Annotated in this window: 19 protein-coding genes; 13 read left to right on the top strand and 6 right to left on the bottom strand. The window is 49.2% G+C overall.

Annotated elements, in window-relative coordinates; all coding sequences use genetic code 11:
• Window positions 1-205: 205 nt before the first annotated feature.
• The 4 genes from DBY90_RS02130 (at window position 206) to DBY90_RS02110 (ending at window position 6,221) form a co-directional block, all read left to right on the top strand.
• Window positions 206-466, top strand: coding sequence for a helix-turn-helix domain-containing protein (locus DBY90_RS02130; RefSeq protein WP_107986463.1), 261 nt, complete (start codon window positions 206-208; stop codon window positions 464-466).
• A gap of 81 nt (window positions 467-547) precedes the next feature.
• Window positions 548-1,489 carry a transposase gene (locus DBY90_RS12590; RefSeq protein WP_185952178.1) on the top strand — a complete coding sequence of 314 codons (942 nt, stop codon included), beginning with the start codon at window positions 548-550 and terminating at the stop codon, window positions 1,487-1,489.
• A 137-nt stretch (window positions 1,490-1,626) separates the two neighbouring features.
• Window positions 1,627-3,405, top strand: a complete 1,779-nt coding sequence (locus tag DBY90_RS02115) for a transferrin-binding protein-like solute binding protein (RefSeq protein WP_070491388.1) — start codon at window positions 1,627-1,629, stop codon at window positions 3,403-3,405.
• A gap of 86 nt (window positions 3,406-3,491) precedes the next feature.
• Window positions 3,492-6,221: a lactoferrin/transferrin family TonB-dependent receptor gene (locus DBY90_RS02110; RefSeq protein ID WP_070460052.1), complete on the top strand. Its 2,730-nt coding sequence runs from the start codon at window positions 3,492-3,494 to the stop codon at window positions 6,219-6,221.
• 105 nt (window positions 6,222-6,326) lie between these two features.
• On the opposite strand, the gene DBY90_RS02105 is transcribed toward DBY90_RS02110, so the two are convergent.
• Window positions 6,327-7,469, bottom strand: a complete 1,143-nt coding sequence (locus DBY90_RS02105; RefSeq protein WP_070654582.1) for an extracellular solute-binding protein — start codon at window positions 7,467-7,469, stop codon at window positions 6,327-6,329.
• A 302-nt stretch (window positions 7,470-7,771) separates the two neighbouring features.
• Between DBY90_RS02105 and rpsT the strand changes: the two genes are divergently transcribed.
• The 7 genes from rpsT (at window position 7,772) to lpxH (ending at window position 15,735) form a co-directional block, all read left to right on the top strand.
• On the top strand, window positions 7,772-8,035 hold the full coding sequence (gene rpsT, locus DBY90_RS02100; protein WP_002212556.1) for a 30S ribosomal protein S20: 264 nt from the start codon (window positions 7,772-7,774) through the stop codon (window positions 8,033-8,035).
• Between the two features lie 240 nt (window positions 8,036-8,275).
• Window positions 8,276-9,496, top strand: coding sequence for a phospholipase A (locus DBY90_RS02090; protein WP_107986459.1), 1,221 nt, complete (start codon window positions 8,276-8,278; stop codon window positions 9,494-9,496).
• A 157-nt stretch (window positions 9,497-9,653) separates the two neighbouring features.
• Complete coding sequence (locus tag DBY90_RS02085; protein ID WP_070869942.1) at window positions 9,654-10,334, top strand: DUF502 domain-containing protein; 681 nt, start codon at window positions 9,654-9,656, stop codon at window positions 10,332-10,334.
• 288 nt (window positions 10,335-10,622) lie between these two features.
• Window positions 10,623-11,081 (top strand): Ivy family c-type lysozyme inhibitor, encoded by a 459-nt coding sequence (locus tag DBY90_RS02080; RefSeq protein WP_107986457.1) that lies wholly within the window; start codon window positions 10,623-10,625, stop codon window positions 11,079-11,081.
• A gap of 64 nt (window positions 11,082-11,145) precedes the next feature.
• Window positions 11,146-12,954: an aspartate--tRNA ligase gene (gene aspS / locus DBY90_RS02075; protein WP_070491379.1), complete on the top strand. Its 1,809-nt coding sequence runs from the start codon at window positions 11,146-11,148 to the stop codon at window positions 12,952-12,954.
• A 566-nt stretch (window positions 12,955-13,520) separates the two neighbouring features.
• On the top strand, window positions 13,521-14,936 hold the full coding sequence (locus DBY90_RS02070; protein WP_070491377.1) for a PIG-L deacetylase family protein: 1,416 nt from the start codon (window positions 13,521-13,523) through the stop codon (window positions 14,934-14,936).
• A gap of 91 nt (window positions 14,937-15,027) precedes the next feature.
• Entirely contained in the window at window positions 15,028-15,735 is a 708-nt protein-coding gene (lpxH, locus tag DBY90_RS02065; RefSeq protein ID WP_070491375.1) for a UDP-2,3-diacylglucosamine diphosphatase, read from the top strand.
• 102 nt (window positions 15,736-15,837) lie between these two features.
• Here the strand turns inward: lpxH and dacB are convergent, their stop codons facing one another.
• Window positions 15,838-17,280, bottom strand: coding sequence for a D-alanyl-D-alanine carboxypeptidase/D-alanyl-D-alanine endopeptidase (gene dacB / locus DBY90_RS02060; protein ID WP_070491373.1), 1,443 nt, complete (start codon window positions 17,278-17,280; stop codon window positions 15,838-15,840).
• Window positions 17,281-17,753: 473 nt separating this feature from the next.
• On the opposite strand from dacB, the gene hisC reads away from it, so the two are divergent.
• Together hisC and hisB are read left to right on the top strand one after the other, a co-directional pair.
• Window positions 17,754-18,833, top strand: coding sequence for a histidinol-phosphate transaminase (hisC, locus tag DBY90_RS02055; protein WP_070491371.1), 1,080 nt, complete (start codon window positions 17,754-17,756; stop codon window positions 18,831-18,833).
• Between the two features lie 29 nt (window positions 18,834-18,862).
• Window positions 18,863-19,846, top strand: coding sequence for an imidazoleglycerol-phosphate dehydratase HisB (hisB, locus tag DBY90_RS02050; RefSeq protein ID WP_070491368.1), 984 nt, complete (start codon window positions 18,863-18,865; stop codon window positions 19,844-19,846).
• A 405-nt stretch (window positions 19,847-20,251) separates the two neighbouring features.
• Here the strand turns inward: hisB and DBY90_RS02045 are convergent, their stop codons facing one another.
• The 4 genes from DBY90_RS02045 to DBY90_RS02030 form a co-directional block, all read right to left on the bottom strand.
• On the bottom strand, window positions 20,252-21,727 hold the full coding sequence (locus DBY90_RS02045; RefSeq protein ID WP_070491390.1) for a transferrin-binding protein-like solute binding protein: 1,476 nt from the start codon (window positions 21,725-21,727) through the stop codon (window positions 20,252-20,254).
• A 317-nt stretch (window positions 21,728-22,044) separates the two neighbouring features.
• Window positions 22,045-24,141 (bottom strand): TonB-dependent receptor plug domain-containing protein, encoded by a 2,097-nt coding sequence (locus DBY90_RS02040; protein WP_107986455.1) that lies wholly within the window; start codon window positions 24,139-24,141, stop codon window positions 22,045-22,047.
• 533 nt (window positions 24,142-24,674) lie between these two features.
• Window positions 24,675-25,097, bottom strand: a complete 423-nt coding sequence (locus DBY90_RS02035) for a hypothetical protein (RefSeq protein WP_070491364.1) — start codon at window positions 25,095-25,097, stop codon at window positions 24,675-24,677.
• Window position 25,098: 1 nt separating this feature from the next.
• Window positions 25,099-25,896 (bottom strand): NUDIX domain-containing protein, encoded by a 798-nt coding sequence (locus DBY90_RS02030; RefSeq protein WP_070491362.1) that lies wholly within the window; start codon window positions 25,894-25,896, stop codon window positions 25,099-25,101.
• Window positions 25,897-25,914: the final 18 nt, after the last annotated feature.

Genomic DNA, 25,914 nt, shown 5'->3' with positions numbered 1-25,914 from the left:
TGAAGATTGCTTTTTGATTTTTATAGGATAAATATGATTTGGGTTTCTTGGATCTTGTATCTTCGTTCATAAAATTGTTGACATTTTAAATGTAGGATTGAAAGGTGCCTTCTCAGTTTGATTCATAAGAAAAGGTCGTCTGAAAACTGAACTGCACCCCAAAAGTTGGACACATCCCCTCCAACTCGCAAGGTGCAGTTTTTTTATGAGCAAATATACATTACACTTCAAATACCAAGCCGTACTCCACTACCTGCACATACGCAGCCAACAGCGTACCGCAGACCATTACGGCATCTCCCGAACCCACCTGCGGCGATGGATACGCGCCTATCAGGAAGGCGGTATCGGCGCACTCGAACATCCACAATCCAAAACCATGACCGAACACCGCAAAAACCCCTTCATCGCCGACAAACCCGATCACGAAAAAACACAGGCAGAGCTTATCGAAGAGTTGTGCTGAAACCTTTGCAAAATTCCCCAAAATTCCCCAAAATCCCCCAAAATCCCCTAAATTCCCACCAAGACATTTAGGGGATTTCTCATGAGCACCTTCTTCCAGCAAACCGCACAAGCCATGATTGCCAAACACATCGACCGCTTCCCACTATTGAAGTTGGATCAGGTGATTGATTGGCAACCGATCGAGCAGTACCTGAATCGTCAAAGAACCCGTTACCTTAGAGACCACCGAGGTCGTCCCGCCTATCCCCTGTTGTCTATGTTCAAAGCCATCCTGCTCGGACAATGGCACAGCCTCTCCGATCCCGAGCTCGAACACAGCCTCATCACCCGCATCGACTTCAACCTGTTTTGCCGTTTTGACGAACTGAGCATCCCCGATTACAGCACCTTATGCCGTTACCGCAACTGGCTGGCGCAAGACGACACCTTGTCCGAATTGCTGGAACTGATTAACCGCCAACTGACCGAAAAAAACCTAAAAGTAGAGAAGGCATCCACCGCCGTCATTGACGCCACCATTATTCAGACCGCCGGCAGCAAACAGCGTCAGGCCATAGAAGTCGATGAAGAAGGACAAGTCAGCGGCCAAACCACACCGAGTAAGGACAGCGATGCCCGCTGGACAAAGAAAAACGGCCTCTACAAACTCGGTTACAAACAACATACCCGTACCGATGAGGAAGGTTGGTTGGAACATGAAGTTACCCGCCTGGCCGTATGCGAATACCTCAAACCATTGCTTGCAGACGGCATCGATACGCTGGTGTTGGGCTGCACGCACTTTCCCTTGCTCAAGCCCTTAATCGGTAGGGAGGCGGGTAATGTCGCGTTGGTTGATTCTGCAATTACGACGGCTGAAGAAACAGCACGCGTCCTTGCGCAGGAGGGATTACTCAATACTGACAACAATAATCCCGACTATCGTTTTTATGTCAGCGATATTCCTTTGAAATTCAGAACGATAGGCGAACGTTTTCTGGGTAGGACGATGGAGCAGATTGAAATGGTGTCTTTGGGTTAGGCAAGGTTTGCTCAAACACCCGCATATCCGGAGTAAGGATGTGCGGGTGTTTTTTGTGAAAATGCGTCAGAAAATGTTTGCAAATTACATTTTAAGTTAATACAATATAAACCATTATCATTTTTAAAAAAGTTGATATGAAAAATTCACTTATTGCCCAAGCAGCCGGTATCCTGCCTGTGCTGCTGCTTTCTGCCTGCGCGGGCGGAGGCAGTTTCGATTTGGACAGCGTGGAAACGAAACAGCACAACCCGCAGTCCGAAGCACCGAAATACCAAGACGAACAGACTGAAAAACCGGCAAAACCCGATGAAGCGCAGGCGGCGGAAAACGACCGTCCGGTTTACGGTTTTGCAGCTAAAATACCGCGTCGGAACTGGCACCCGAAAAATAAAGAAGATCATAAGGCATTATCAGAAGCGGATTGGGAGAAATTAGGTGCAGGTGAGCCGGGTGAGTTTCCCCAAAAGAATGAGATTTTTGCGATGGATAAGGGTACGCTGAACGAATCCATCACAACGGGCGACGGCAAAAGCCGTGTGGAAGGATACACGGATTTCCAATATGTCCGCTCGGGCTATATCTACCGCAACGGTGCCAATAAAATCGATTTCAAAAACAATATCGCCCTTTCCGGCGCGGACGGCTACCTTTTCTACAAAGGCAGCAATCCTTCCCAAGCTCTGCCGATGGGCAAGTCGATTTACAAAGGCACTTGGGATTATGTAACCGATGCCAAGGAAAAACAGAAGTTTTCCCAGTTGGGTAATTCGCAAGCGGGCGATAGGTACGGGGCTTTGTCTGCCGAGGAAGCGGATGTGTTGCGCAATAAAAGCGAGGCACCGGAAGGTCAGACCGATTTTGGGCTGACCAGCGAGTTTGAGGTGGACTTCGCCGCCAAGACCATGACCGGCGTGCTCTACCGCAATAACCGGATTACCCATAACGAAACCGAAAATAAAGCCAAACAAATTAAACGTTACGACATTCAGGCTAACCTGCACGGTAACCGTTTCAAAGGTAAGGCGTTGGCTGCAGATAAAGATACTGGGAACGGTCATCCCTTCGTTTCTGATTCTGATAGTCTGGAAGGTGGTTTCTACGGGCCTCAGGGCGATGAGTTGGGCGGCAAGTTTTTGGCAAACGATAAGAAAGTGCTTGCCGTATTCAGCGCGAAACAGAAAGACGGTGCAGAAAAACCATTGGCTGAAAACTTTATGGACGCTTACCGCATCGGTGCGGATTTTGTGAAAAAACAGATAGACAGCTTCGGCAACGTGGCCAAACTGCTGATTGACGGCGTAGAGCTTGCGCTTGTGCCGTCCGAAGGCACTCAGACGGCATTCCAGCATGTATTTGAGAAAGACGGTGTGAAGGTGTCGGTATGCTGCTCCAATTTGGATTACCTGCATTTCGGGGTGTTGGAACACGGCGGTTCGCACGATATGTTCCTGCAGGGCAGCCGTACGCCGGTTTCCGATATGCCTGTAACGGCGGGAGAGGCTGTATATCGCGGTACATGGTCGGGTACTATTGTTAATGGTACGAGCTGGAGTGCCGAACCTTCCAATAAGGAAGGCGGTAACCGGGCGGAGTTTAAAGTTAATTTTGCCGAGAAAACCCTCAACGGTATGCTGACGGCGAAAGACCGCATTGCCCCCGTATTCACCATCACTGCCACGATTCAGGGCAACGGTTTTTCAGGTGTGGCGAAAACCGGTGAAAACGGCTTTGCATTAGATCCGAAAAATACCATCGATCCGAAACGGACGAATATCCGTGCAGATGTGTCCGGCGGCTTCTACGGCAAAAACGCCATTGAGATGGGCGGATCGTTCTCCGGAAATACATTGGAGGGAGAAAGCGGCAAGGCGGCAGTGGTATTCGGTACGAAACGCCAACAGCTTGTCCGGTAAACTGGGCTGCCGGTTGACAGAGGAAAGTTCTTCAGACGGCATATCGGCTTTAAATGCCGTCTGAAGGCAGTAAGTAGAGAAATGATATGAAACAGCAACATTTGTTCCGATTAAATATTTTATGCCTGTCGCTGATGACTGCGCTGCCTGCTTATGCGGATGTTTTACCGTCCGGACAAGTGTGGGAAAAGCAGCTCGATACCGTGCAGGTCAATGCGAAAAAACAGAAAACCCGCCGTGATAATGAAGTAACCGGGCTGGGCAAGCTGGTCAAATCTTCCGAGACGCTAAGTAAAGAACAGGTTTTGAATATCCGAGACCTGACCCGTTACGATCCGGGTATTGCCGTGGTCGAACAGGGTCGGGGCGCAAGTTCCGGCTATTCAATACGCGGCATGGATAAAAACCGTGTTTCCTTAACGGTAGACGGCGTTTCGCAAATACAGTCCTACACCGCGCAGGCGGCATTGGGTGGGACGAGGACGGCGGGCAGCAGCGGCGCAATCAATGAAATTGAGTATGAAAACGTTAAGGCCGTTGAAATCAGCAAGGGTTCGAATTCATCAGAATACGGAAACGGCGCATTGGCAGGTTCGGTCGCATTTCAAACCAAAACCGCAGCCGACATTATCGGAGAGGGAAAACAGTGGGGCATTCAGAGTAAAACTGCCTATTCTGGAAAAGACCATGCCCTGACACAGTCCCTTGCGCTTGCAGGACGCAGCGGCGGCGCGGAAGCCCTCCTTATTTATACTAAACGGCGGGGGCAGGAAATCCATGCGCATAAAGATGCTGGTAAAGGTGTGCAGAGTTTCAACAGGCTGATGCCGGTCGAGGATACCCATCCGTACGCAAATTTCATTGTCGAAGAGGAATGTTCCAATGGATATGCGGCCTGTAAAGACAATGCGAAAAAAGATGCTTTGGCCAAAGATGAGCGCAAAACCGTCAGCACGCAGGATTATACCGGCCCCAGCCGCTTCCTTGCGGACCCGCTTGAGTATGGCAGCCAATCATGGCTGTTCCGACCGGGTTGGCATTTGGACAACCGCCATTATGTCGGAGCCGTTCTTGAACGTACGCAGCAGACCTTTGATACACGGGATATGACTGTTCCTGCCTATTTTACCGAGGCCGATCTGAATGAAAGTGTCCGGAGAAACGGTACGCCGAGCGGCTTTGGCAAATATTCGGGCAATAATAAGGCCGAAAGGCTGTTTGTTCAGGGAGAGGGCGGTACATTGCAGGGTATCGGTTACGGTACCGGCGTGTTTTATGATGAACGCCATACTAAAAACCGGTACGGGGTCGAATATGTTTACCATAATGCTGACAAGGATACCTGGGCCGATTACGCCCGACTTTCTTATGACCGGCAAGGTATAGATTTGGACAACCGTTTGCAGCAGACGCATTGCTCTCACGACGGTTCGGATAAAAATTGCCGTCCCGACGGCAATAAACCGTATTCCTTCTATAAATCCGACCGGATGATTTATGAAGAAAGCCGAAACCTGTTCCAAGCAGTATTTAAAAAGGCATTTGATACGGCCAAAATTCGTCACAATCTGAGTATCAATCTAGGGTACGACCGCTTTAAGTCGCAATTGTCCCACAGCGATTATTATCTTCAAAACGCAGTTCAGGCATATGGATCGAAAATCCCGGAAGGGGCGCAGTCACCCAACGGAAGCCAAGGCAAACCGTATTGGGTGTCTATCGGCAAGACCACGGTCAATACATCGCCGATATGCCGTTTCGGCAATAACACCTATACAGACTGCACACCGAGGAATATCGGCGGCAACGGTTATTATGCAGCCGTTCAAGACAATGTTCGTTTGGGCAGGTGGGCGGATGTCGGAGCAGGTATACGTTACGATTACCGCAGTACGCATTCGGAAGATAAGAGTGTCTCTACCGGCACTCACCGCAACCTTTCTTGGAACGCAGGCGTAGTCCTCAAGCCTTTCACCTGGATGGATTTGACTTATCGCGCTTCTACGGGCTTCCGTCTACCGTCGTTTGCCGAAATGTACGGCTGGAGAGCTGGGGAGTCTTTGAAAACGTTGGATCTGAAACCGGAAAAATCCTTTAATAGAGAGACAGGTATTGTATTTAAAGGGGACTTCGGCAATTTGGAAGCCAGCTATTTCAACAATGCTTATCGCGACCTGATTGCATTCGGTTATGAAACCCGAACTCAAAACGGGCAAACTTCGGCTTCTGGCGACCCCGGATACCGAAATGCTCAAAATGCACGGATAGCCGGTATCAATATTTTGGGTAAAATCGATTGGCACGGTGTATGGGGCGGGTTGCCGGACGGGTTGTATTCCACGCTTGCCTATAACCGTATCAAGGTCAAAGATGCCGATATACGCGCCGACAGGACGTTTGTAACTTCATATCTCTTTGATGCCGTCCAACCTTCACGATATGTATTGGGTTTGGGTTACGACCATCCTGACGGAATATGGGGCATCAATACGATGTTTACTTATTCCAAGGCAAAATCTGTTGACGAACTGCTAGGCAGCCAGGCGCTGTTGAACGGTAATGCCAATGCTAAAAAAGCAGCATCACGGCGGACGCGGCCTTGGCATGTTACGGATGTTTCCGGATATTATAATATCAAGAAACACCTGACCCTGCGCGCAGGCGTGTATAACCTCTTCAACTACCGGTATACCACTTGGGAGTCTGTAAGGCAGACTGCCGAAGGAGCGGTCAATAGGCACAATAATGTCGGCAGGTATAACCGCTACGCCGCACCGGGACGAAATTACACCCTGACTTTGGAGATGAAGTTTTAACCTAAGCAACCGTGCATCAAGGCAATAGGTGAACGGCACGGATATTGCGGTAAAATTAGAAACGCCGTCTGAAGAATTTCAGACGGCGTTTTTCAATATTCCGGATTAATTGGAGCCGACTTTGATTTTTTGCCACAAGTTGACAGACAGTTTTTTCGCATCTGCGCTCATTTGAGGCATCACGAAACCGTCTTTCATGTCTTGCTCGTTCGGGAAGATAGAACGTGTGTTCACCAGCTCGGCAGGCATTTTTTCGCGTGCCGGTTTGCTTGCAGGCGCGAAGGTAACAGCAATGCCGTTTTTCGCCGCAACTTCAGGATCAAGCGTGTAGTTGATGTATTTGTGGGCATTGGCGATGTTTTTCGCATCAGCAGGAATCAGCCAAGACTCAATCCAGAAGCCCATACCTTTCGGCGTCAAGACTTCGATACCGACGTTGTTTTTCACTTCTTCAGAACGGGCTTTCGCCAAGTTTAAGTCGCCGCCGTTGCCCGCTGCGAGACAGATGTCGCCGCGCGCCAGCTCGTCAATAATAGACGGACTGAAACGTTTTACATCAGGACGGATGGTTTTCAGCACTTCTGCTGCTGCTTTCAAATCATCAGGATTTGTACCTTTAGGATCTTTACCCAAGTAGTTCAACAAAATCGGGAACATTTCGCTCGGCGTATCCCACAAGGCGATACCGCATGATTTCAGCTTATTGGTGTATTCGGGCTTGAACAGCAGATCCCAACCGTTTTCAGGCAGCTTGCCGCCCAAAAGCTCTTTACCCTTCGCCGTAATCGCCAAAGTGTTGACACCGGAGAAATAAGGAACGGCATACTGGTTGCCCGGATCGGCAGTTTCCAGCATTTTCAACAATTCGGGATCGATGTTTTTGTAATTGGGAATCAGGTCTTTATTGACTTTCTGATAAGCACCTGCTTCGATTTGGCGGGGCAGGAAAGCGATACCGGGAACAACCAAATCATAGCCGGATTTGCCGGTCAGCATTTTGGCTTCGAGGGTTTCGTTGTTTTCGTAAAGGTCGTAGGTCAGCTTCAGATTATTGGCTTTTTTAAAGTCTTCGACGGTACTTTCGTCAACGTAGTTCGACCAGTTGTAGATGTTCAAAGTATCGGTGGCAGCTGCTTCGGCATTGGCAGCAGGCGCGCTGCCTGCTTGAGGTTGCTCGGTTTTTTTCTCGCCACCGCCGCAAGCGGCCAGCGATAATGCCGCCAATACGGCTAATACGGATTTTTTCATACGGGCAGATTCCTGATGAAAGATTGTTAACAGAAAATGAACACTCTGCACCCCATCAATACCCCGGCGCAAAGCGGGGCTATTGTAATGGAAGTAGGTGAGAACTCAAAGCAATATCCGACTGATTTTTATTGAAATAAGGCACGATTTCTTAGACTCGGGAAAACGGCGTTGCACAAGATGTCGTTTTTGGGCAAAATACGGGCGATTTGCGCGCGCAAACAGAGAAAATACTTGCATATAGAGGAATCTCTCTTTAAAATTGCGCGTTTACAGAATTTATTTTTCAGGAGATATTCAATATGGCAAACAGCGCACAAGCCCGCAAACGTGCCCGCCAATCAGTTAAACAACGCGCCCACAACGCCAGCCTGCGTACTGCATTCCGTACCGCAGTGAAAAAAGTGTTGAAAGCAGTTGAAGCCGGCGACAAAGCTGCTGCTCAAGCAGTTTACCAAGAGTCCGTCAAAGTCATCGACCGTATCGCTGACAAAGGCGTATTCCACAAAAACAAAGCAGCCCGCCATAAGAGCCGTCTGTCTGCCAAAGTAAAAGCATTGGCTTAATCTTTTTCGCCTATCGTCTTGGTGTTTGATCACGTCGGGACGGGCAAGCAGGTAACGATGCCCCTGAGGTCTTAACCTTTCAGGGGCATTGCCGTATGTGATGCAAGTTGATGTAAACTTTTCAGACGACCTGTCGTAAAGAAGACGCAAGGCGGTAAAATGCGGCTTGATCTGTTTTTCACACGATTAATCCCGATTTTCAGGCAAAAGGTCGTCTGAAAACATCCAATCGGCAATCCCATGAATGAAATGATGAACAAGATGTTGAAACACAATTTGGCGCAAAGCGATGTCCTAAAGAACAAAAAACCGTCATTATCCAAATGTCGGCGCGCCTTGATGCTTATCCTTGCCGGTGGAGCAGCCGCCCCTGTCGCCTATGCCGACACGGCTTTGCAATGCACCTCCATTCAAGACAATGCCACCCGTTTGGCGTGTTACGACAGCATTTATTCGGCTCAACTGCCGCCGCAAGCTCCTCTGCCCGTCATTCGCGAAGAAACCGCCAAAGCGCCTGTCGACTTACCCAAAACCATCAGCACCAGCCGCGAGAAAAAAGCGGCGACGATTGTGTTTGACGAAAATAAAGAACAATCCACCCTTTCGGAAGACAATCTGCGTACTACTGCCGATGCCTACACGCCGTTGAGCCTGATGTACGATTTGGACAAAAACGACTCGCGCGGCTTATTGAGCGTGCGCGAACACAATCCTATGTACCTGATGCCCGCATGGTACAACAGCTCGCCCAACCTTCATCCCCACTCCCCTTCGCGCGGCACGACCAATCAGGAAAAATTCAGCGAACAGAAACACATAGAAACCAAACTTCAAGTTTCGTTCAAAAGCAAAATCGCCGAAGATTTGTTTAAAACCCGCGCGGATTTGTGGTTCGGCTACACCCAAAAATCCGATTGGCAGATTTATAACCAAGGCAGAAAATCCGCGCCGTTCCGCAATACCGATTACGAACCCGAAATTTTCCTGACCCAGCCCGTGAAGGCAGATTTACCGTTCGGCGGAAAACTGCGCATGGTCGGTGCAGGCTTCGTTCACCAATCCAACGGACAAAGCCGCCCCGAATCCCGCTCATGGAACCGCGTTTACGCGATGGCAGGGATGGAATGGGGCAAGCTGACCGTTATCCCGCGCGTGTGGATGCGCGCATTCGATCAGACCGGTGAAAACAACGATAATCCCGACATTACCGACTACATGGGTCATGGCGATTTGAAGCTGCAATACCGTCTGAACGACAAACAAAATATTTCGTCCCTGCTGCGCTACAATCCCAAAACCGGACACGGCGCGGTTGAAGCCGCCTACACTTTCCCGATTAAAGGCAAACTTAAAGGTGTGGTGCGCGGCTTTCACGGCTACGGCGAAAGCCTGATTGATTACAACTACAAACAAAACGGCATCGGCATCGGTCTGATGTTCAACGACTGGGACGGAATTTAATGCCGAATCTTGTTTTCAGACGACCTTTTGTACCATGTTGCACACAGGTCGTCTGAAAGCAAAACAAACCGCTCCCCATATTAAAAACACTCGTTTCCTATCGCCCAAACGCGTATAATGCAAGGTTTGGGCGATATTTGTCGGAATAACACAGAAGATGACAGAACAAACGGCCGAAGGCGGAAAAGTTGCCAAGGCATTAAAAAAATATCTGATTACAGGCATGTTGGTGTGGCTGCCGATAGCCGTAACCATTTGGGCGGTCAGCTATATCATATCTGCCGCCGACCGGCTGATCAGCCTGCTGCCCGAGCAATGGCAGCCTCAATATTTCTGGGGATTCAACATTCCCGGCTTGGGCATTATTGCCGCCATTGTCGTCTTGTTTCTGACCGGCGTGTTCGCCGCCAACGTTTTAGGACGCCAAATCCTCGCCGCATGGGACAGCCTGCTGGGACGGATTCCCGTCGTCAAATCCATCTATTCCAGCGTCAAAAAAGTATCCGAGTCTCTGCTTTCCGACAGCAGCCGCTCGTTCAGAACGCCCGTGCTGGTTCCGTTCCCGCAGCCCAATATTTGGACGATTGCCTTTGTTTCAGGGCATATTCCCGACAAACTCAAAGGCAGCCTGCCGCACGATGACGACTATCTTTCCGTCTATGTGCCGACCACGCCCAACCCGACCGGCGGCTATTACATCATGGTAAAAAAAAGCGACGTGCGCGAACTCGATATGAGCGTGGACGAAGCATTGAAATATGTGATTTCGTTGGGTATGGTGATGCCGGATGACTTGCCGCTCAAGCCCCAAGCCGAAATACGATGTTTAGAAAAATAAACTAGAGATGGCAAACACATAATGCATGGTCCTTTTGGCCTTGATTCATGGCTGTTTACATTGTCATTATTGTTTTTAACTGTTGTATAGTGAATTAACTTTAAACCAGTACGGCGTTGCCTCGCCTTGCCGTACTATCTGTACTGTCTGCGGCTTCGTCGCCTTGTCCTGATTTAAATTTAATCCACTATACTTTGGCGTTGGGAAAATCGTGACGACTGAAATTTTCAGACGATTTGAACGCATAAACCGACATTCTGAAGTTTTATTCAACCTCAAAATATAAACATGAAATATTTATCCGCTTTACTGCTTGCCTTGTTTCTGCCCAATCTAGCCGTCTCCGCACCTGTAACCAACAGCAAAGGCGAAGAGGTATTTCTATTTGATTGGCACAAACAACCCGCTTTCAAAAAGCTTTGGCACGAACAAGTCGGCAAACATGCACCCAAAGCCCCCATGCACAATTGGGTGCGTAACATGGCAGGTCCGATGCCGCCGCTGGAAAGTGTGAAAATCAGCGGTAAGACCTATTACTACACCAATATGTGCCAACCGCATAATTGTGCAAGCAACCGAATGCACATTCTGACCGACAAGCAACATATCGCTGCTTATCATGTTGTTTATAAAGATGATGATTCCCTTTCTACAAATAATCCGGATCAAATCTACATTTACGGTAAGCCCACGGAAGCAGAATTAAATTTTCTGAAGGCAGAATGGCGTAAAGAACAAAACAATTAAGGTGTCTTTTTTTCAGACGACCTTTTCCTTCTTTTCAAATTGAACAATATAAAAAGGTGATTTTATGCGTACCAACTATTGCGGCCTGATCAGCGAGCAATACTTAGACCAAACCGTAACCGTCAAAGGCTGGGTACACCGCCGGCGCGACCACGGCGGTGTGATTTTTATCGACTTGCGCGACCGCGAAGGCATCGTCCAAGTCGTGATTGACCCCGATACGCCCGAAGCGTTTGCCACTGCCGATTCCGCCCGCAACGAATACGTTTTGAGCATTACCGGCCGCGTGCGCAACCGTCCCGAAGGTACAACCAACGACAAAATGATTTCCGGCAAAATCGAAATCCTTGCCAAAGAAATCGAAGTCTTGAACGCCGCTGCGACGCCGCCGTTCCAAATCGACGATGAAAACATCAGCGAAAACGTGCGCCTGACCAACCGCGTTATCGACTTGCGCCGTCCGGTGATGCAGCGCAATCTGCGCTTGCGTTATCAAGTCGCTATGGGCGTTCGCCGTTATCTGGACGCGCAAGGCTTCATCGACATAGAAACCCCGATGCTGACCCGCTCCACGCCTGAAGGCGCGCGCGACTACCTCGTACCGAGCCGCGTTCATCCGGGCGAGTTTTTCGCGCTGCCGCAATCGCCGCAATTGTTCAAACAACTGTTGATGGTGGCGGGTTTCGACCGTTACTACCAAATCACCAAGTGCTTCCGCGACGAAGACTTGCGCGCCGACCGCCAGCCTGAATTCACACAAATCGACTTGGAAACCTCGTTCTTGAACGAGGATGAAATCATGGACATCACCGAAGGCATGGCAAAACAAGTCTTCCAAGACGCGCTGGGCGTGGACTTGGGCGATTTCCCGCGTATGCCTTACGCCGAAGCCATGTTCTACTACGGCTCCGACAAACCCGATATGCGCATCAACCTGAAATTCACCGAGCTGACCGACCTGATGAAAACAGAGGAATTCAAAGTCTTCCGTGGCGCAGCCGACATGAAAGGCGGACGCGTGGTTGCCCTGCGCGTACCGAACGGTGCGAAATTTAGCCGCAAAGAAATCGACGAATACACCAAATTTGTCGGCATCTACGGCGCGAAAGGTTTGGCGTACATCAAAGTGAACGATGTCAGCAACCTTTCCAACGGCGAAGACAGCGGCCTGCAATCTCCAATCGTGAAATTCCTGTCTGAAAACGCCCTGAAAGAAATCATTGCGCGTACCGGCGCGCAAAACGGCGACATCATCTTCTTCGGCGCAGACAAAGCCAAAGTCGTGAACGAAGCCATCGGCGCTTTGCGTATCAAAGTCGGCTTGGAACACGGCGCGGAAAACGGCTACTTCGTGGACGAATGGAAACCTTTGTGGGTCGTTGATTTCCCGATGTTCGAATACGACGAAGACGCCGACCGCTACGTTGCCGTACACCATCCGTTTACCGCGCCTAAAGAAGGTCACGAAGACCTGATGGTTTCTGACCCGGCAAACTGCCTGGCACGCGCCTACGACATGGTGTTGAACGGCTGGGAAATCGGCGGCGGTTCTATCCGTATCCACCGTGCCGACGTACAGGAAAAAGTGTTTGCCGCGCTGAAAATCAGCCCTGAAGAGCAGCAGGAAAAATTCGGCTTCCTCTTGGATAACTTGAAATTCGGCGCGCCTCCGCACGGCGGTTTGGCATTCGGCCTCGACCGTCTGGTAACACTGATGACCGGCGCCGAATCCATCCGCGACGTGATTGCCTTCCCGAAAACCCAACGCGCCCAATGTCTGCTGACCAACGCGCCGAATTCCGTGGACGACAAACAACTGCGCGAATTGAGTTTGCGCCTGCGTCAAAAAGCGACCGAAAATAAAGAAGCGTAATTTTTAAAAGCAGGTTAGCAACACCTGACAGCCAAAAGGTTGTCTGAAACCTAATTACACGGGTTTCAGACGACCTTTTTCATTGTTGGTAGCAAAGTATTGCGGAAAAGAGCTTTTTAATTCGGATTTGCTGCATGGTTCATGCTTTGGGGAGTTTTATCTGTTTGATTTGTATGTATTCGAAAGCCGTTGCTGATTTTTGTAAGCAGGGAAAAAAGGGGAGTGCATCGTGGTAAAAGAGGTTGTCTGATATTGAATCTAGGATTGTTATTATTCTTATGATTATGCGCTATTTGCAGGAAGGACTTATATAAATAGGACGTTTTGCATCATGTAATATTTATTACAGTTAATATTTTTTAACAAATCCAATGTTAAGGTTGTTTATTTTTTTGTTATTTTGATTTTTAATACTTGTATAACTTCGTAAAATATAAGAAAATTTCTCCATATCGCGTTTGTTTTTGAGTTTTTATGTTATTTGTTTAGCGGAGACCGTTAAGTAATAAATCCAAAGGGATGAAGTTGGAATGTAATATTATGAAAAATAATTTTAGAGGTGAATAATGTTGTTATTTACAATACTTGCGGTGTTGGTTCTTGGGATAATGTGCTTCTTGATGATTATCATGAGGATGCATATTAAACGCTTTGCCTATAACGTTACGCAGGATTATCGCTATGACTGTTTGCCCCAGCATTTTGTAGCGCGATTGGAGGGTGGAGTTATAAAACTACCTCAAGAAGTGGATATTAATGATACGGTCTTGGCTGCGGTCAGTGTTGAAACTTCTTTGTTAGGCAAATGGTTGTTGCCCTATATTAAGATTGAAACCCGCAAAGGTATTTGGAAACATTACATCGAATTTGGCGGTAGAGGCGTGAGATATTTGAACTTCAGCGATATGTTTGATGCTGAAAGTCGGGAAATTTCCTTGAGGGGCAGAAGGGTCTTGTTGAAAAATCAGGAAGTCAGACTGACTGTTTATCCGCGTATGTCTTTGGATGATAAAAAAATCCTAGTGCTTGCGCCGCACGCTGACGATGCGGAGTTGGCAGCTTACGGCCTGTATGAAAAATATGCTGCAAATGCGATGGTGGTAACGGTAACGGCAAGCGAAGCGGGGCGTTTCCATTATGAAAACCTTTTCTGCAAACAATGCCCAACGGAAACTAAGGAGCAATATTTGGAAAAGGGGCGGATGCGGGTCTGGAACAGTCTGACCGTTCCGCTTTTGGCAGGGGTATCGTCTGAAAACATTTTGCAGCTCGGTTTTTTTGATACAACGCTGAAAACTTTATACAACCACCCTGAACGTGAAATTCCTTCTGCGAAGCTGGAAACGGCAGATGTGGGTATTTTCCGGAGAGCCAATAAGTCTGTTATATCAGAGGGTTTGCACGGTGGTTCGAATTGGCATGATTTGGTGGACAATATGGCTTACGTCATCGAATCATTCCGTCCTGATGTTATCGTTACGCCTTCGCCGAATATTGATGTCCATACCGATCATCAATGTACTACCATCGCCGCTGTCGAGGCATTGAGAAAGTTGAATTACACCAACGGTTCGCTGTTTTTGTATACGGTTCACTATTTGACCGATGATTATCCTTTGGGGAATGTCGGTGCTGCGTTGAGTCTGCCGCCGTTTTTTAGCGAAGAAGACAGTAGCGATATGTTGTATTTCCATTCAATTTATTCCCATCCCGTTGATAAAAAAACGCAAAACCATAAATTGTTGGCATTGGATGCGATGAACGATATTCGTCCGAATGCACGCAATTACATGGATTGGAAATATGTATTACGCAAGGGTTTGAGCCTGCTGTATCACGATATTACTTCTATCCATGTGGATCTGGTTAACCGATTTGTCCGCAGCAATGAATTTTTTTATGTTGTTCCTGTCAGCGATGTCCACAATCAGGAGACTTATCAGAAAATTATTTCTCGGGGCGGGAAGAATCACCTTCATTGATCCGATCTGAAATGTTTTCAGACGACCTTTAAATATACAAAGGTCGTCTGAAAACCTATAATGGCCTGAGATTTCATATATTGCAGCCGTTATGCCGACTTATTTTATTGCCGATTTACACCTGAGTGAAACCCGTCCTGAGTTGACCGAGCTGTTTTTGCGTTTCATGCGCGAAAAAGCACCGTCTGCGAGGGCGGTTTATATTTTGGGCGACCTATTTGATTTTTGGATAGGGGACGACGAACATTCCGAATTGACGGATACCGTTTCCCGTGCCGTCCGTAACGTTGCAGAGGGCGGGGTGGAATGTTTTTTTGTTCACGGAAACCGTGATTTCCTGATAGGTGGGAAGTTCGCAAGGCAAGCGGGCATGGTACTGCTGCCGGAATATTCTGTCGTCGATTTATACGGTACGCCGGCTTTGATTTGCCACGGTGATACTTTGTGTACCGATGATGTGCGTTATCAGAAATTCAGGAAAACAGTTCATCAAAAATGGTTGCAACGGTTGTTTCTCATGTTGCCCCTCAAGCTGCGTTTAAATATTGCGCGTAAAATCCGCCATACCAGTAAGCACGACAAGCAATATAAGGCTGCTGAAATTATGGATGTCAATCCCAAGTTTACCTCTGATACCGTCCAAAATTACGGCGTCAGCTTGCTGATTCACGGACATACGCACCGCGAACATATCCACGAAGAGAACGCATATGCGCGTATTGTGCTGGGAGATTGGCGTAGCGACTATGCTTCTATATTGGAAGTTGATGAACGCGGATACAGGTTTGTTGAGTTATAGATGTTTGATTTGCAAGTGTTGAAAATATAAAAGGTCGTCTGAAAGTTTTCAGACGACCTTTTTAATGACGGAAAATCAAAGTCGGATTATTTCTGGCCGGATTTAAACTGCCATCCGTTCTTTGCAGGTCAGTTTTGCGTCTATCCAATCGTTTCCTCCGGGTAAGACTATTTGGGAAACCAACGCATCCAAGTCGTGAAGGTAGGCAGAGGCTTTGGGGCTGTTGATGATTACGACGACAATCATCGGCTTGTCGCCCAGCCAGTAGCCTGCCAGTGCCCGCACGTTTTTGAGCGTGCCGGTTTTCAGACGCAGTCGGCTGCCGGGTTGTTTCAGGCGTTTTTTCAATGTTCCGTCCTGTCCGGCAATCGGCAGCGTGTCGATAAATTCCTGTTTAAACGGGCTGAAATAGGCTTTTTCCAGCATTTGCCCCATCATGTGTGCGGTAACGCGCTCGCTTCTCGATAAGCCCGAACCGTTTTCTAAAACTAGGTTTTCCGTATCAATCCCTGCAGTCGCCAATTCCAGGGAAACCGCTTGCGCTGCTTTTCTGCGTGCGGTTTCGCTGTCGCCGTTGCCGCCAAGTTTTAAGAATACGGACCGTGCAATCAGGTTGTTGGAATGTTTGTTCATGTCGGTCAGTATTTCTGACAATGGTTTGGAGCGCGAAACTGCCAGCGTTTTTGCGTTACTCGGTGCATAGGCAGTTTTGAGGTCGTCTGAAATCGTACCGCCGAGTGCGCGCCATTGATTAACAAAGCTTTTGTGTGCAAATTCTATGGAGGAGAGCATGTTGATATGCATTTCCCCGCCTAAACAACTCTCCGGAACCTTACCGCCGATATGTAGCTTTCCACCAGAATAGCTGGCACGCATATGATTTTGCAATGCGCCGCATTTCCCAGAGTTAGATAGTACTGTTTTGTTTTCAATAGGAATATCGGGTAGGGGAGGCGAAGTCGCGATGGTAATGCCGCCTGCGCTATCTGACTCCGGTCTGAGCCAGACAACCTTGTAAGCCAGCATATTCGGGTCGGGAGCGGTCATAAACGGCGAACCTGCGTCGGATTCGAAATCCGGCGGGTTGCCGACGGTACCCCAAAGATGGCGGTCGAGTACCAAGCTGCCTTTAATATGCCTGATGCCTTTGTTTTGCAGTTGTTGCAGGGCATTCTTCAGCCCGTCTTGGTCGAACACGGGATCGCCGCTTCCCACCCAATAAATATCGCCTTCCAACGAATCGCCTTCGATATGTCCGTTGGTTTTAAATTCCGTTGTCCAGCGGTAATCCTTACCCAAAGCTTCAAAGGCGGAAAATGCTGTTACCAGCTTCATCGTCGATGCCGGATTGACCGAGGCATCTGCTCTGTGTGATTCGATAACTTTGCCGCTGTCCAATTCTTGAACGTAGACGGAGATTTCGTCCGGCGGGATATTGCCGAGACTCAAGGCATAGGCAGAGAACGGCATTAAGCACAAATACCATGCCGCTACCGTTTTTTTCCAATTCATATTGTTGAGACTTCTGAAAAATACATAAAGCATAATTATAAAACAAAGTATCGTTACGGTAAAAAACAAATCAGGTGCATCAATGTCTTGAAACTTACTGTCTTGGAGTCATTGTCTTCTAGAATAAATACTATCTACCGCATCAGACAGCATTCCTTGAGTTCATATAAATAAACAGAATTTTTACCCATTTTAAAAGATAAGTTAAATAAATGAGAGAGTAAGGATTGCTGCATTGAATATTGCATAAAACGTTAAATAGTTCTCTAAAATACGATATTTTTTAATTTAAAATATATATGTCAGGTATTTTTTGGGATATAATATTAAAAATTAAAATCTATTAAAAATATATGGTTAAGCTGATTTTGAATAAAAATAAATAAGGAATATATCTTTTTATCGGTGGTGTAAATTATTTATTGATTTCTTCGGTGATTATTTAAAAAAGCTGTGTTATATTGCGGAAGAATCGTTGGTTATTTTGTAAAATCTGGAGGAAAATCATGAAAGATACAGCTAATTTCATCCGAGACGACATCAAAGCCATGTCCGCCTACCGAATTGCCGACTTGCCCGAAGGCTTCATCAAGCTGGATGCAATGGAAAGTCCGTATCATCCGTTTGCCCGTTTTTCCGAGCTGTCAAACGAATGGCTGCGGCTGATTGCCCAAGCGCCGATTCAGCTTTATCCCAACCCCGCCGCCAGCGGGCTGCAGGAAACTTTAAGAAAAGCCTTCGATATTCCTGAAGCCGCCGCCATCGCTTTAGGAAACGGCTCGGACGAGTTAATCCAATTCTTGACCCTGCTCGTTGCCCAATCAGGCGCGACCATGCTCGCGGTTGAGCCGAGTTTCGTGATGTATCGGCACAATGCCGAGCTGTACGGTATGAATTATGTCGGCGTGCCGCTCAATGAAGATTTCACGCTTGATTTGCCCGCCGTTTTATCCGCCATTGAAAAACATCAGCCCGCTTTGATTTTCATTGCCTATCCGAACAATCCGACAGGCGTATGTTTCCGCCGCGAAGAAGTCGAAGCCATTATCCGCGCGGCGCAGGGTATCGTGGTTGTCGATGAAGCATACGGCGCATTCAGCCGCGACAGTTTTCTGCCGCAGGCGGGCAGCGTTGAAAATTTGGTTGTGATGCGCACCATCAGCAAAATCGGTTTTGCCGGACTGCGCATCGGCTATGCGGCAGGAAACCCCGTCGTAATGGGCGAGCTGGCGAAAATCCTGCCGCCCTACAATATGAACCAACTAAGCTTGGCGACCGCCAAATTCGCCCTGCAACACCACGACGCGATTCAGACGACCATCGATATTTTAAAAGCCGAACGCGAACGCGTTTTCAGCGAATTGTCCGCCATAGGTCGTCTGAAAGCCTTCCCCAGCGAAGCGAATTTCATTACCGTGTGCGTTCCCGATGCAGACGCATTGTTTAACACGCTTAAAGAAAACCGCATCCTGATTAAGAAACTCCACGGCGCGCATCCGCTTTTGACGGAGTGCGTCCGCATTACCATCGGCAGTCCCGAGCAAAACGATGCCGTACTGGATATTATCCGCAAGCTTTATGCCTGATTTTTTAAAACCTCACAGAGAGTAAAATTATGACCATCACTCAACTCCACCTTGCCAATTTCCTGCAGCTTGTCGAAGAAGCAGGCTCGCTGACCAAACTTGCCCGCAAATGCGGTTACGACAACGCGGCATCCCTATCCCAACTGAAACGCCGCCTTGAAGAGCAGGCAGAAGACGAAAAAGCGCGCGGCATCCGCCCCAGCCTTGCCGCCAAACTCGAAGCCGGCATGCACAAACGCAAAGGCTGGTTAAACCGCGACCACAGCAAAGATAAAGAAAAAGCCGCTGCCGCCGAAGCCGCACGCCAAGAGCGTGCCGCCCAAGCAGCCGCAGTCGCCGCACCGGCATTCCATATGCCCGCAGAAGGCCGCGCAGTCAGCATCACCCGCAACACCAGCGAAACCCAAATTACCCTCAGCCTCAACCTCGACGGCACCGGACAATACCGTCTCGACACCGGCGTCCCCTTTCTTGAGCATATGCTTGCCCAAGTCGCCCGCCACGGCATGATCGACCTCGACATCACCTGCAAAGGCGATTTGCACATCGACGACCATCACACCGTAGAAGACATTGGTATCGTACTCGGTCAAGCCCTGAAACAAGCCTTGGGCAACAAAGCCGGTATCCGCCGCTACGGCCATGCCTACGTTCCGCTCGACGAAGCCTTGAGCCGCGTTGTCATCGACCTCTCCGGCCGCCCCGGACTCGTCTACAACATCGACTTCACCCGCGCCCTCATCGGACGCTTTGACGTTGACTTGTTTGAAGAATTCTTCCACGGCGTCGTCAACCACAGCATGATGACCCTGCACATTGACAACCTCAGCGGCCGCAACGCCCACCACCAAGCCGAAACCGTATTCAAAGCCTTCGGCCGCGCCCTGCGCATGGCAGCAGAATACGATCCGCGCATGGCAGGACAAACCCCGTCCACCAAAGGCACTTTGAGCGACGAATCCGTTGCCGTTGAAGTTGCCGTTGAAAAAGAAGAAGCGCAAAGCGAAGAGTAATCCGCTTTAATGAAAAAGGTCGTCTGAAAACCGGGAAACAGGTTTTCAGACGACCTTTGAACATGATAAGGATGCTTAATTATCGGTGTCTTTTGCTATTTTATGGTGGATTAACTTTAAACCAGTACGGCGTTGCCTCGCCTTGCCGTACTATCTGTACTGTCTGCGGCTTCGTCGCCTTGTCCTGATTTAAAGTTAATCCACTATATATTTCGAAAAGTACGAGATTGCGGAATGCATGGGGAATATATTGAATCTTCGTTATAACCTCTGTTGTTAACCATCATTCCCGCTTGCATAGAAATAACGAAGCAGGAAATTTCTGTCTAAATGACGATAAAAAAGGTCGTCTGAAAACCTGTTTACCAAGTTTTCAGACGACCTTTCGGCAGATTGAAGGATGGTTTATTGACGTTTCGCGCCGTAACCACCGATCAGGTGTTCGCTACCGTCTTGGTTTTTCAGACCGTAAGTACCGCCGATTTCAGCAGCTTTTGCACCGTAGAATTTACCGCTCAAATTACCTTTCAGACCTGCTGCGGCTGCTTCAACAGAACCCAGGAAGAGGTTGCCGTTCTCCCATTTTGCCGTACCTTTCATGTCGTAGTCAGTACCTTGTACAGTTACACGGCGACCGTTGTCATCAAGAGAATGGAATTGGGAATTGGAAGTCTCAAAGCGTACGCCTTTCAAGCCGAAATCGACGATAGCTTTAACGTCTGCAGTCAGCTGACGGCCTTGGTCGCCTTTCACAACATAGGCGGTAGTCAAACCGTTGTAAGTTGCCGTACCTTTTTCAGGCAGATCGGTGAACTTGGTTTCATCGCCCAGGCTTTGGTAGCCGAATGCAACGTCGTTTTTTGGATCAAAATAGTATGCAAAGGTTTGGTAAGCCCAGCCTGCCGCGGCAGGGTCGTGCATAACGATTTGTGTGCCATCAGTAAATTGGATGATATACACACCGTCGAAGCGTTTGTCAAAAACGAGATGTTTGCCGTCTCCAGCAACCAAGTTACCTTTTTTAAAGTATGCCAATTTATCTGCCAAGCTTTTGGCTCCGGCAGCTATAACAGGGCGTATATCACGAAGACGACCATCTAAATCGTTCAATTCGTCAAGCTTTGCCTGAGCTTTTGCGATAGCATCAACATCGCCTTGCTCCTTAGCTTGTTTCAAAGTCTCTTTGGCTGTTTCAATTTGAGTGTACAGTTCGGTAATCTTCTCGTCGATTGAGGCGCGACCATTAATAAAGTTTTTGCTGTCACCATCTATCTTACCGTTTTGTGGACCACCATCACTTTTCGTATTACCACCTGAAAATACTTTCATAATCAGAGAATATGGTGTGGTCCAATTGACTTGAGCGGCATTTTTGTTGGCAATTACTACGCCGTCCAATTTTACTTCGTCATTGTTTTTGAAGTCCAATGAGCTAATTAAACCGTTTTGATTGTTTTCTTTGCTGTCGGTAAGGTAGAAATCACCTGTATATTCTTTTCCGTCTGCTGTTCTGGTAAGACGTAACTGGGCATTTGGATTGCCTTGTTGTGCAGTGGCGGAGGAGATAAAACTGGTGTGCAGTGGTGTAGTGCCATTTACTGCTTCAATAGGTGCTTCATCAATCAAGTCCGCGAGATTGTCAGCGCGGTTATGACTAGGGGTTGCTGCTGCTACGGTATTGCCATTATTTTTGTTGGCTGCGCTGGGGGTAGCATTGTTTGGACTGCCGTTTTTAGCAGGGCTGCCGTTGCCGCCTGTGCTGGTTGATCCGGTGGAAAGTGCGGCTGTATCGCCGCCACCGCCACCGCCGCAGGCTGAAAGGATTGCCGCGCTGATGGCGGTGAGGATGATGGTTTTGATTTTGGTGTTGATTGCAGACATATTGTCCCCCTTTTTTTGGTTGAAATAGTGCGTTTTTATCAAACGGCATAAATCCAATATCATAGATACAATCATGACAAAAACAAAATGTTATTTGTGTTTTGCAGGGAGATGGGTGATTTGGCGGCGGTTTGTGTTTGATTTTTACGACAAAAAGTTGTTTAAGAATGTTGAGCGGTTGATTGTGCCATGTAGGGAAGGGTAATGGGGTGAAAATGGCGGCAGGGGGTAAATGTCTACCCTTAACCTAATACATTAAAAAAGGTCGTCTGAAACCCAAAAATCAGGTTTCAGACGACCTTTTGTCAACGTTTCTATCAGAAGCGGTAATTCACACCCAAGGCAAACTCGCGGCCGCGCTCGTAGAAAGGGGTACGACCGTTGCCGTCGGGGAAGCGTTGGCTGTGCGAACGGTATTGCTTGTTGCCGATGTTGTTGACGGCGAAGTTGACGTTCAGGTTGTCTTTTTTCAGCGGCTGCCAGTTGGCGTAGATGTCGTGTACGCCGTAGCCTGATTTCTTGCCGTGTATCGTGCCTTGTCCGCGGGCGACGTCGGTGTATTTCACGCTTTGGGCGTAGCGGCCGCGCCAGCCGATTTCGAGTTTGGGGTTTTCAAACTGGTAAGACAGGCCGGTCAGCCATTGGCGGCCGGTATTCCAGAAGGTGAACGAGCTTTCGTGGTCTTCCGCTTGAATCGGGCTTTCGCCGTAGTACATTTCGCCGTTCAGACGGGGTTTGACGTAGGACACGCCGGCGCGCGCGGTCAGGCCACCCCAGCGGTAGGATGCGTCAAGTTCGTAGCCGTAGGTTTTGAGCGTGCCGCCGTTGTAAATCTTGCCGCGTTCGGTAATGGAGGCGGTGTTGTTGTTGATTTTTGCCCAACGGTAGACGATGAGGTCTTTGATGCGTTGGTGGAACACGCTGCCGCTGACGTTGAAGTTGTCGTTGCGCCATTTGAAGCCCAGTTCGGCACGGCGGGCGGTTTCGGCTTTGAGGTTGCTGTCCAAATCGGCGGCGGCGCCTGCGCGTTCGTTAGCCAACAGGGCTTCGTTCAGGCGGGGCGCACGGCTTGCCTGATTGAGGTTTGCCAAGAGCGAGAAGTTGTCGTTGATGTCCCAAATTGCGCCGATGCTGGGGTTGAGCTGGCCGTGGGACGCGCTTTGTTTGCTGGCAGCGTTGTATTTGAAATGGTCGTAACGCAGGCCGGTGGTCAGGGTAACGGGGTTCAGGTTCCAGATGCCTTCCGCGTACACGCCGTATTCGGCTTTTTTCTCTTTGTCGCGGTCATACAGGCCGAGAATCTTCAGCCATGCGCCTTTGTCGGACGGCTCGGAGGTTTCGTGGCGGTAGTTGACGCCGTATTTCACCATGTGTCCGTCGCCGAAGGAGCTGGCGAGGTTCAGGTTGGCGCCGGTCGCTTTGATTTTGCTTAACTCAAGCTGGCCGATGGGAACGCCGCCTTGCGCCGTGCCGGAGGCGTGGGCTTTCGGGGAAGGCGCGCCTTTAGGCGGCTTGGTGTCGTCGGTGTTGATTTGGAAGACGTTGGCGTCGATTTTGTCGAGGAAACCGACGTTGCGGCCGCGGTATTCCAGATTGTAGGATTGTTCTTTTTGATAAGTGCCGTCCACGCCGACGTAGCTGTCAACGTTTTGGAACTCGGCTTTGTCGGTGCGGTTGCCTTTTTGGTATTCCTGACGGTAGGTCAGGCGGATGCCGTGGTCGTCATTGAAGTCGTAGCCGATTTTGGCGAGGTAGCTGTGCTGTTTCAGACGACTGCCGCGGTTGACATTGCCGTTGCCGTCTTTGTAGTCGCGGTTGTTGAGGAAGTTGCCTGCAAACAAGGCATCGAAGCCGTTTTGATAGCCGTAAACCGCCGCGTTGCCGGTTGAGCCTTTATTGCTGCTCAAGCCCGCGCCGAGTTTGAAGCCGAAAGGTTTGCCGTCGGTCAGCAGGTCTTTCGCGTCAACCGTCGTTACGCGGATGGTACCGCCGACCGCACCCAAGCCCGCGCTCGCCGCGCCCGTGCCTTTTTCGACGTTGATGCTTTTCACCAAAGCGGGGTCAAGCTGGAAGCGACTTTGGTGGTGGAAAATTTTGGTGGATTGGCTGGTGCCGTCCACTTCCAGATTAATCTTGTCTTCGCCGACGCCGCGGATGCTGTAAAACTGCGCCACGCCGTTGCCGCCGCCGACATCCATGCCGATTTGGTCTTTCATGACTTGTTTCAAATCGGTCGAAGTTTCGCGGTCAAGCTGGTTGCGGGTAACGCGGGTCGGTACGGCAGTACCGGTAACGACGACTTCTTTCAATTCGGTTGTTGCTTCGGGTTTGATATTTTCAGCATGGGCAAAGCCTGAAGACAGTGCCAGCACCATGATGCTGAAGCGGAAGGCGGGGGAATGGGGGGATTTCATAGTTCTTCCTCTAGACGAGTTTTGATGGGTTACGTTAATTTGAGAGTGCGTATTCTAATATTAATTGATAATGATTTGCAAGGAATATCATTTATTAAGAGAACATTAATCATATAATCATAATTTCAGAGATTGGGATTTGCTGATGTGTTTTAGCCAAACTTGATGGCAGGCGGATTTTGGGAAGGGTAGGGGAAACCTGTGTATTAGGAAGAGTGGGCTTGTTGTGATGCGGATATTTTGATGGAGGGATAGCGCATAGAGAAAGGTCGTCTAAAAACGGATTTCAGACGACCTTTGGTGAAATAAAGGGAAAGGATAGCAAGAGAAAATATAGTGGATTAACTTTAAACCAGTACGGCGTTGCCTCGCCTTAGCTCAAAGAGAACGATTCTCTAAGGTGCTGAAGCACCAAGTGAATCGGTTCCGTACTATCTGTACTGTCTGCGGCTTCGTCGCCTTGTCCTGATTTAAATTTAATCCACTATAAATCTTTCTCCAAAAAGTTTTCTTGCAGAATACGAGTAGAACGCTTACTGGGCGGTAAAGGTCGTCTGAAAAGTCTGTCCGCCTATGGTGATATCGGCGATGTAGTCGCGTCTGCCTTCAACGCAGACGGGCAGGCGGATTTGGTGCGCTTGCCAGGTGCGCGGGGATTGCTGTTTGAGCATGTAGCGGTTGAAGCCCATGTCCATATCTTTCATGCTGAAGCTGATGCTGACTTGTTGTGTTTCGGCAGGGGCATTTTCGACGGTGATGTCGAAGGCGGAACGGGTGCTGATGGGAGTGGAGCGGACGTGTGAGCCGTCGGGTAGGGTGCAGCCTTTGATAAGGTCGCACTCGGTAGCGCGGGCTTGGGGCTGTTGTTTTTGCCACCAGTCCAGCAGTAGGAGTTTGGCGGTAGCGAAGAGAATGAGGAGGACACCTGCGAGGAGGAGTTTGCGGTTTTTGTCCATTTCAGACGACCTCGGTGTCGGTCAGGACTGCGTGTGCGCCTGTTGAAAGCCAGCGGTCGAGATAGTTTGAAACCAGTGTTTCGGGCGCGGCGACAATCAGCGGAACGGATACGCCTTGTTCTAATATTTCAAGCACTTGTCGTGCGCTTGCGTCGTCGTTGACTTGCCAAACGACGACGTCGGCATCTTGCACGCGTTGCCATTGTTCGCGGGTGTGTATTGATACCCAAACGCTTTGGGCTTGGGGCAGCTTGCCGAGCTTGTGCAGCTCGGTTTCTGAGATGAGGATGTTGGCGTGGTGCGGTTCGGCTAGGGAGTAAGGCGCGACGCGGTATTCGCCGCTGCGGTTTTGTCCGTGCAAACCGGTTTTCAGACGACCTTGAAGCTGGCGTGGGACGGAGAGGGCGCGTAGCAGCGGACCGTTGGCGGGCAACATGGGGGCGACGTTGAAATCGCCCGCTTTTTGCCACGACCAAGCCTGTCCTTCGCGGGATTGCGGTTCGCCCGTCCATTGGTCGGGGTTTACCCATAGGAATTTCAGGCAGACGCGGGCGTGTTCGTAGGAATGGATTTTGGTCAGCCAAGGCGTGGCGGCGAGGATGCGGATGCCGAGTTCTTCTTCAAACTCGCGTTGCAGGGCTTGGAAGTCGGTTTCGCCTGCTTCGACTTTGCCGCCGGCAAATTCCCAATATCCGGCATAGGGTTTGCCTTCGGGGCGGGAACTGAGCAGGTAGTCGCCGTCTTGGTTGAGCAGGATGCCGGCAACGACGCGGATAAGGGGGCGGGTGTCTTCGGTCATGGGGTAGGGGAAAAGGTC

The organism is Neisseria mucosa, from assembly GCF_003044445.1.
Lineage (GTDB): Bacteria > Pseudomonadota > Gammaproteobacteria > Burkholderiales > Neisseriaceae > Neisseria > Neisseria mucosa_A.
This window is presented reverse-complemented; position numbering and strand designations above follow the sequence as displayed.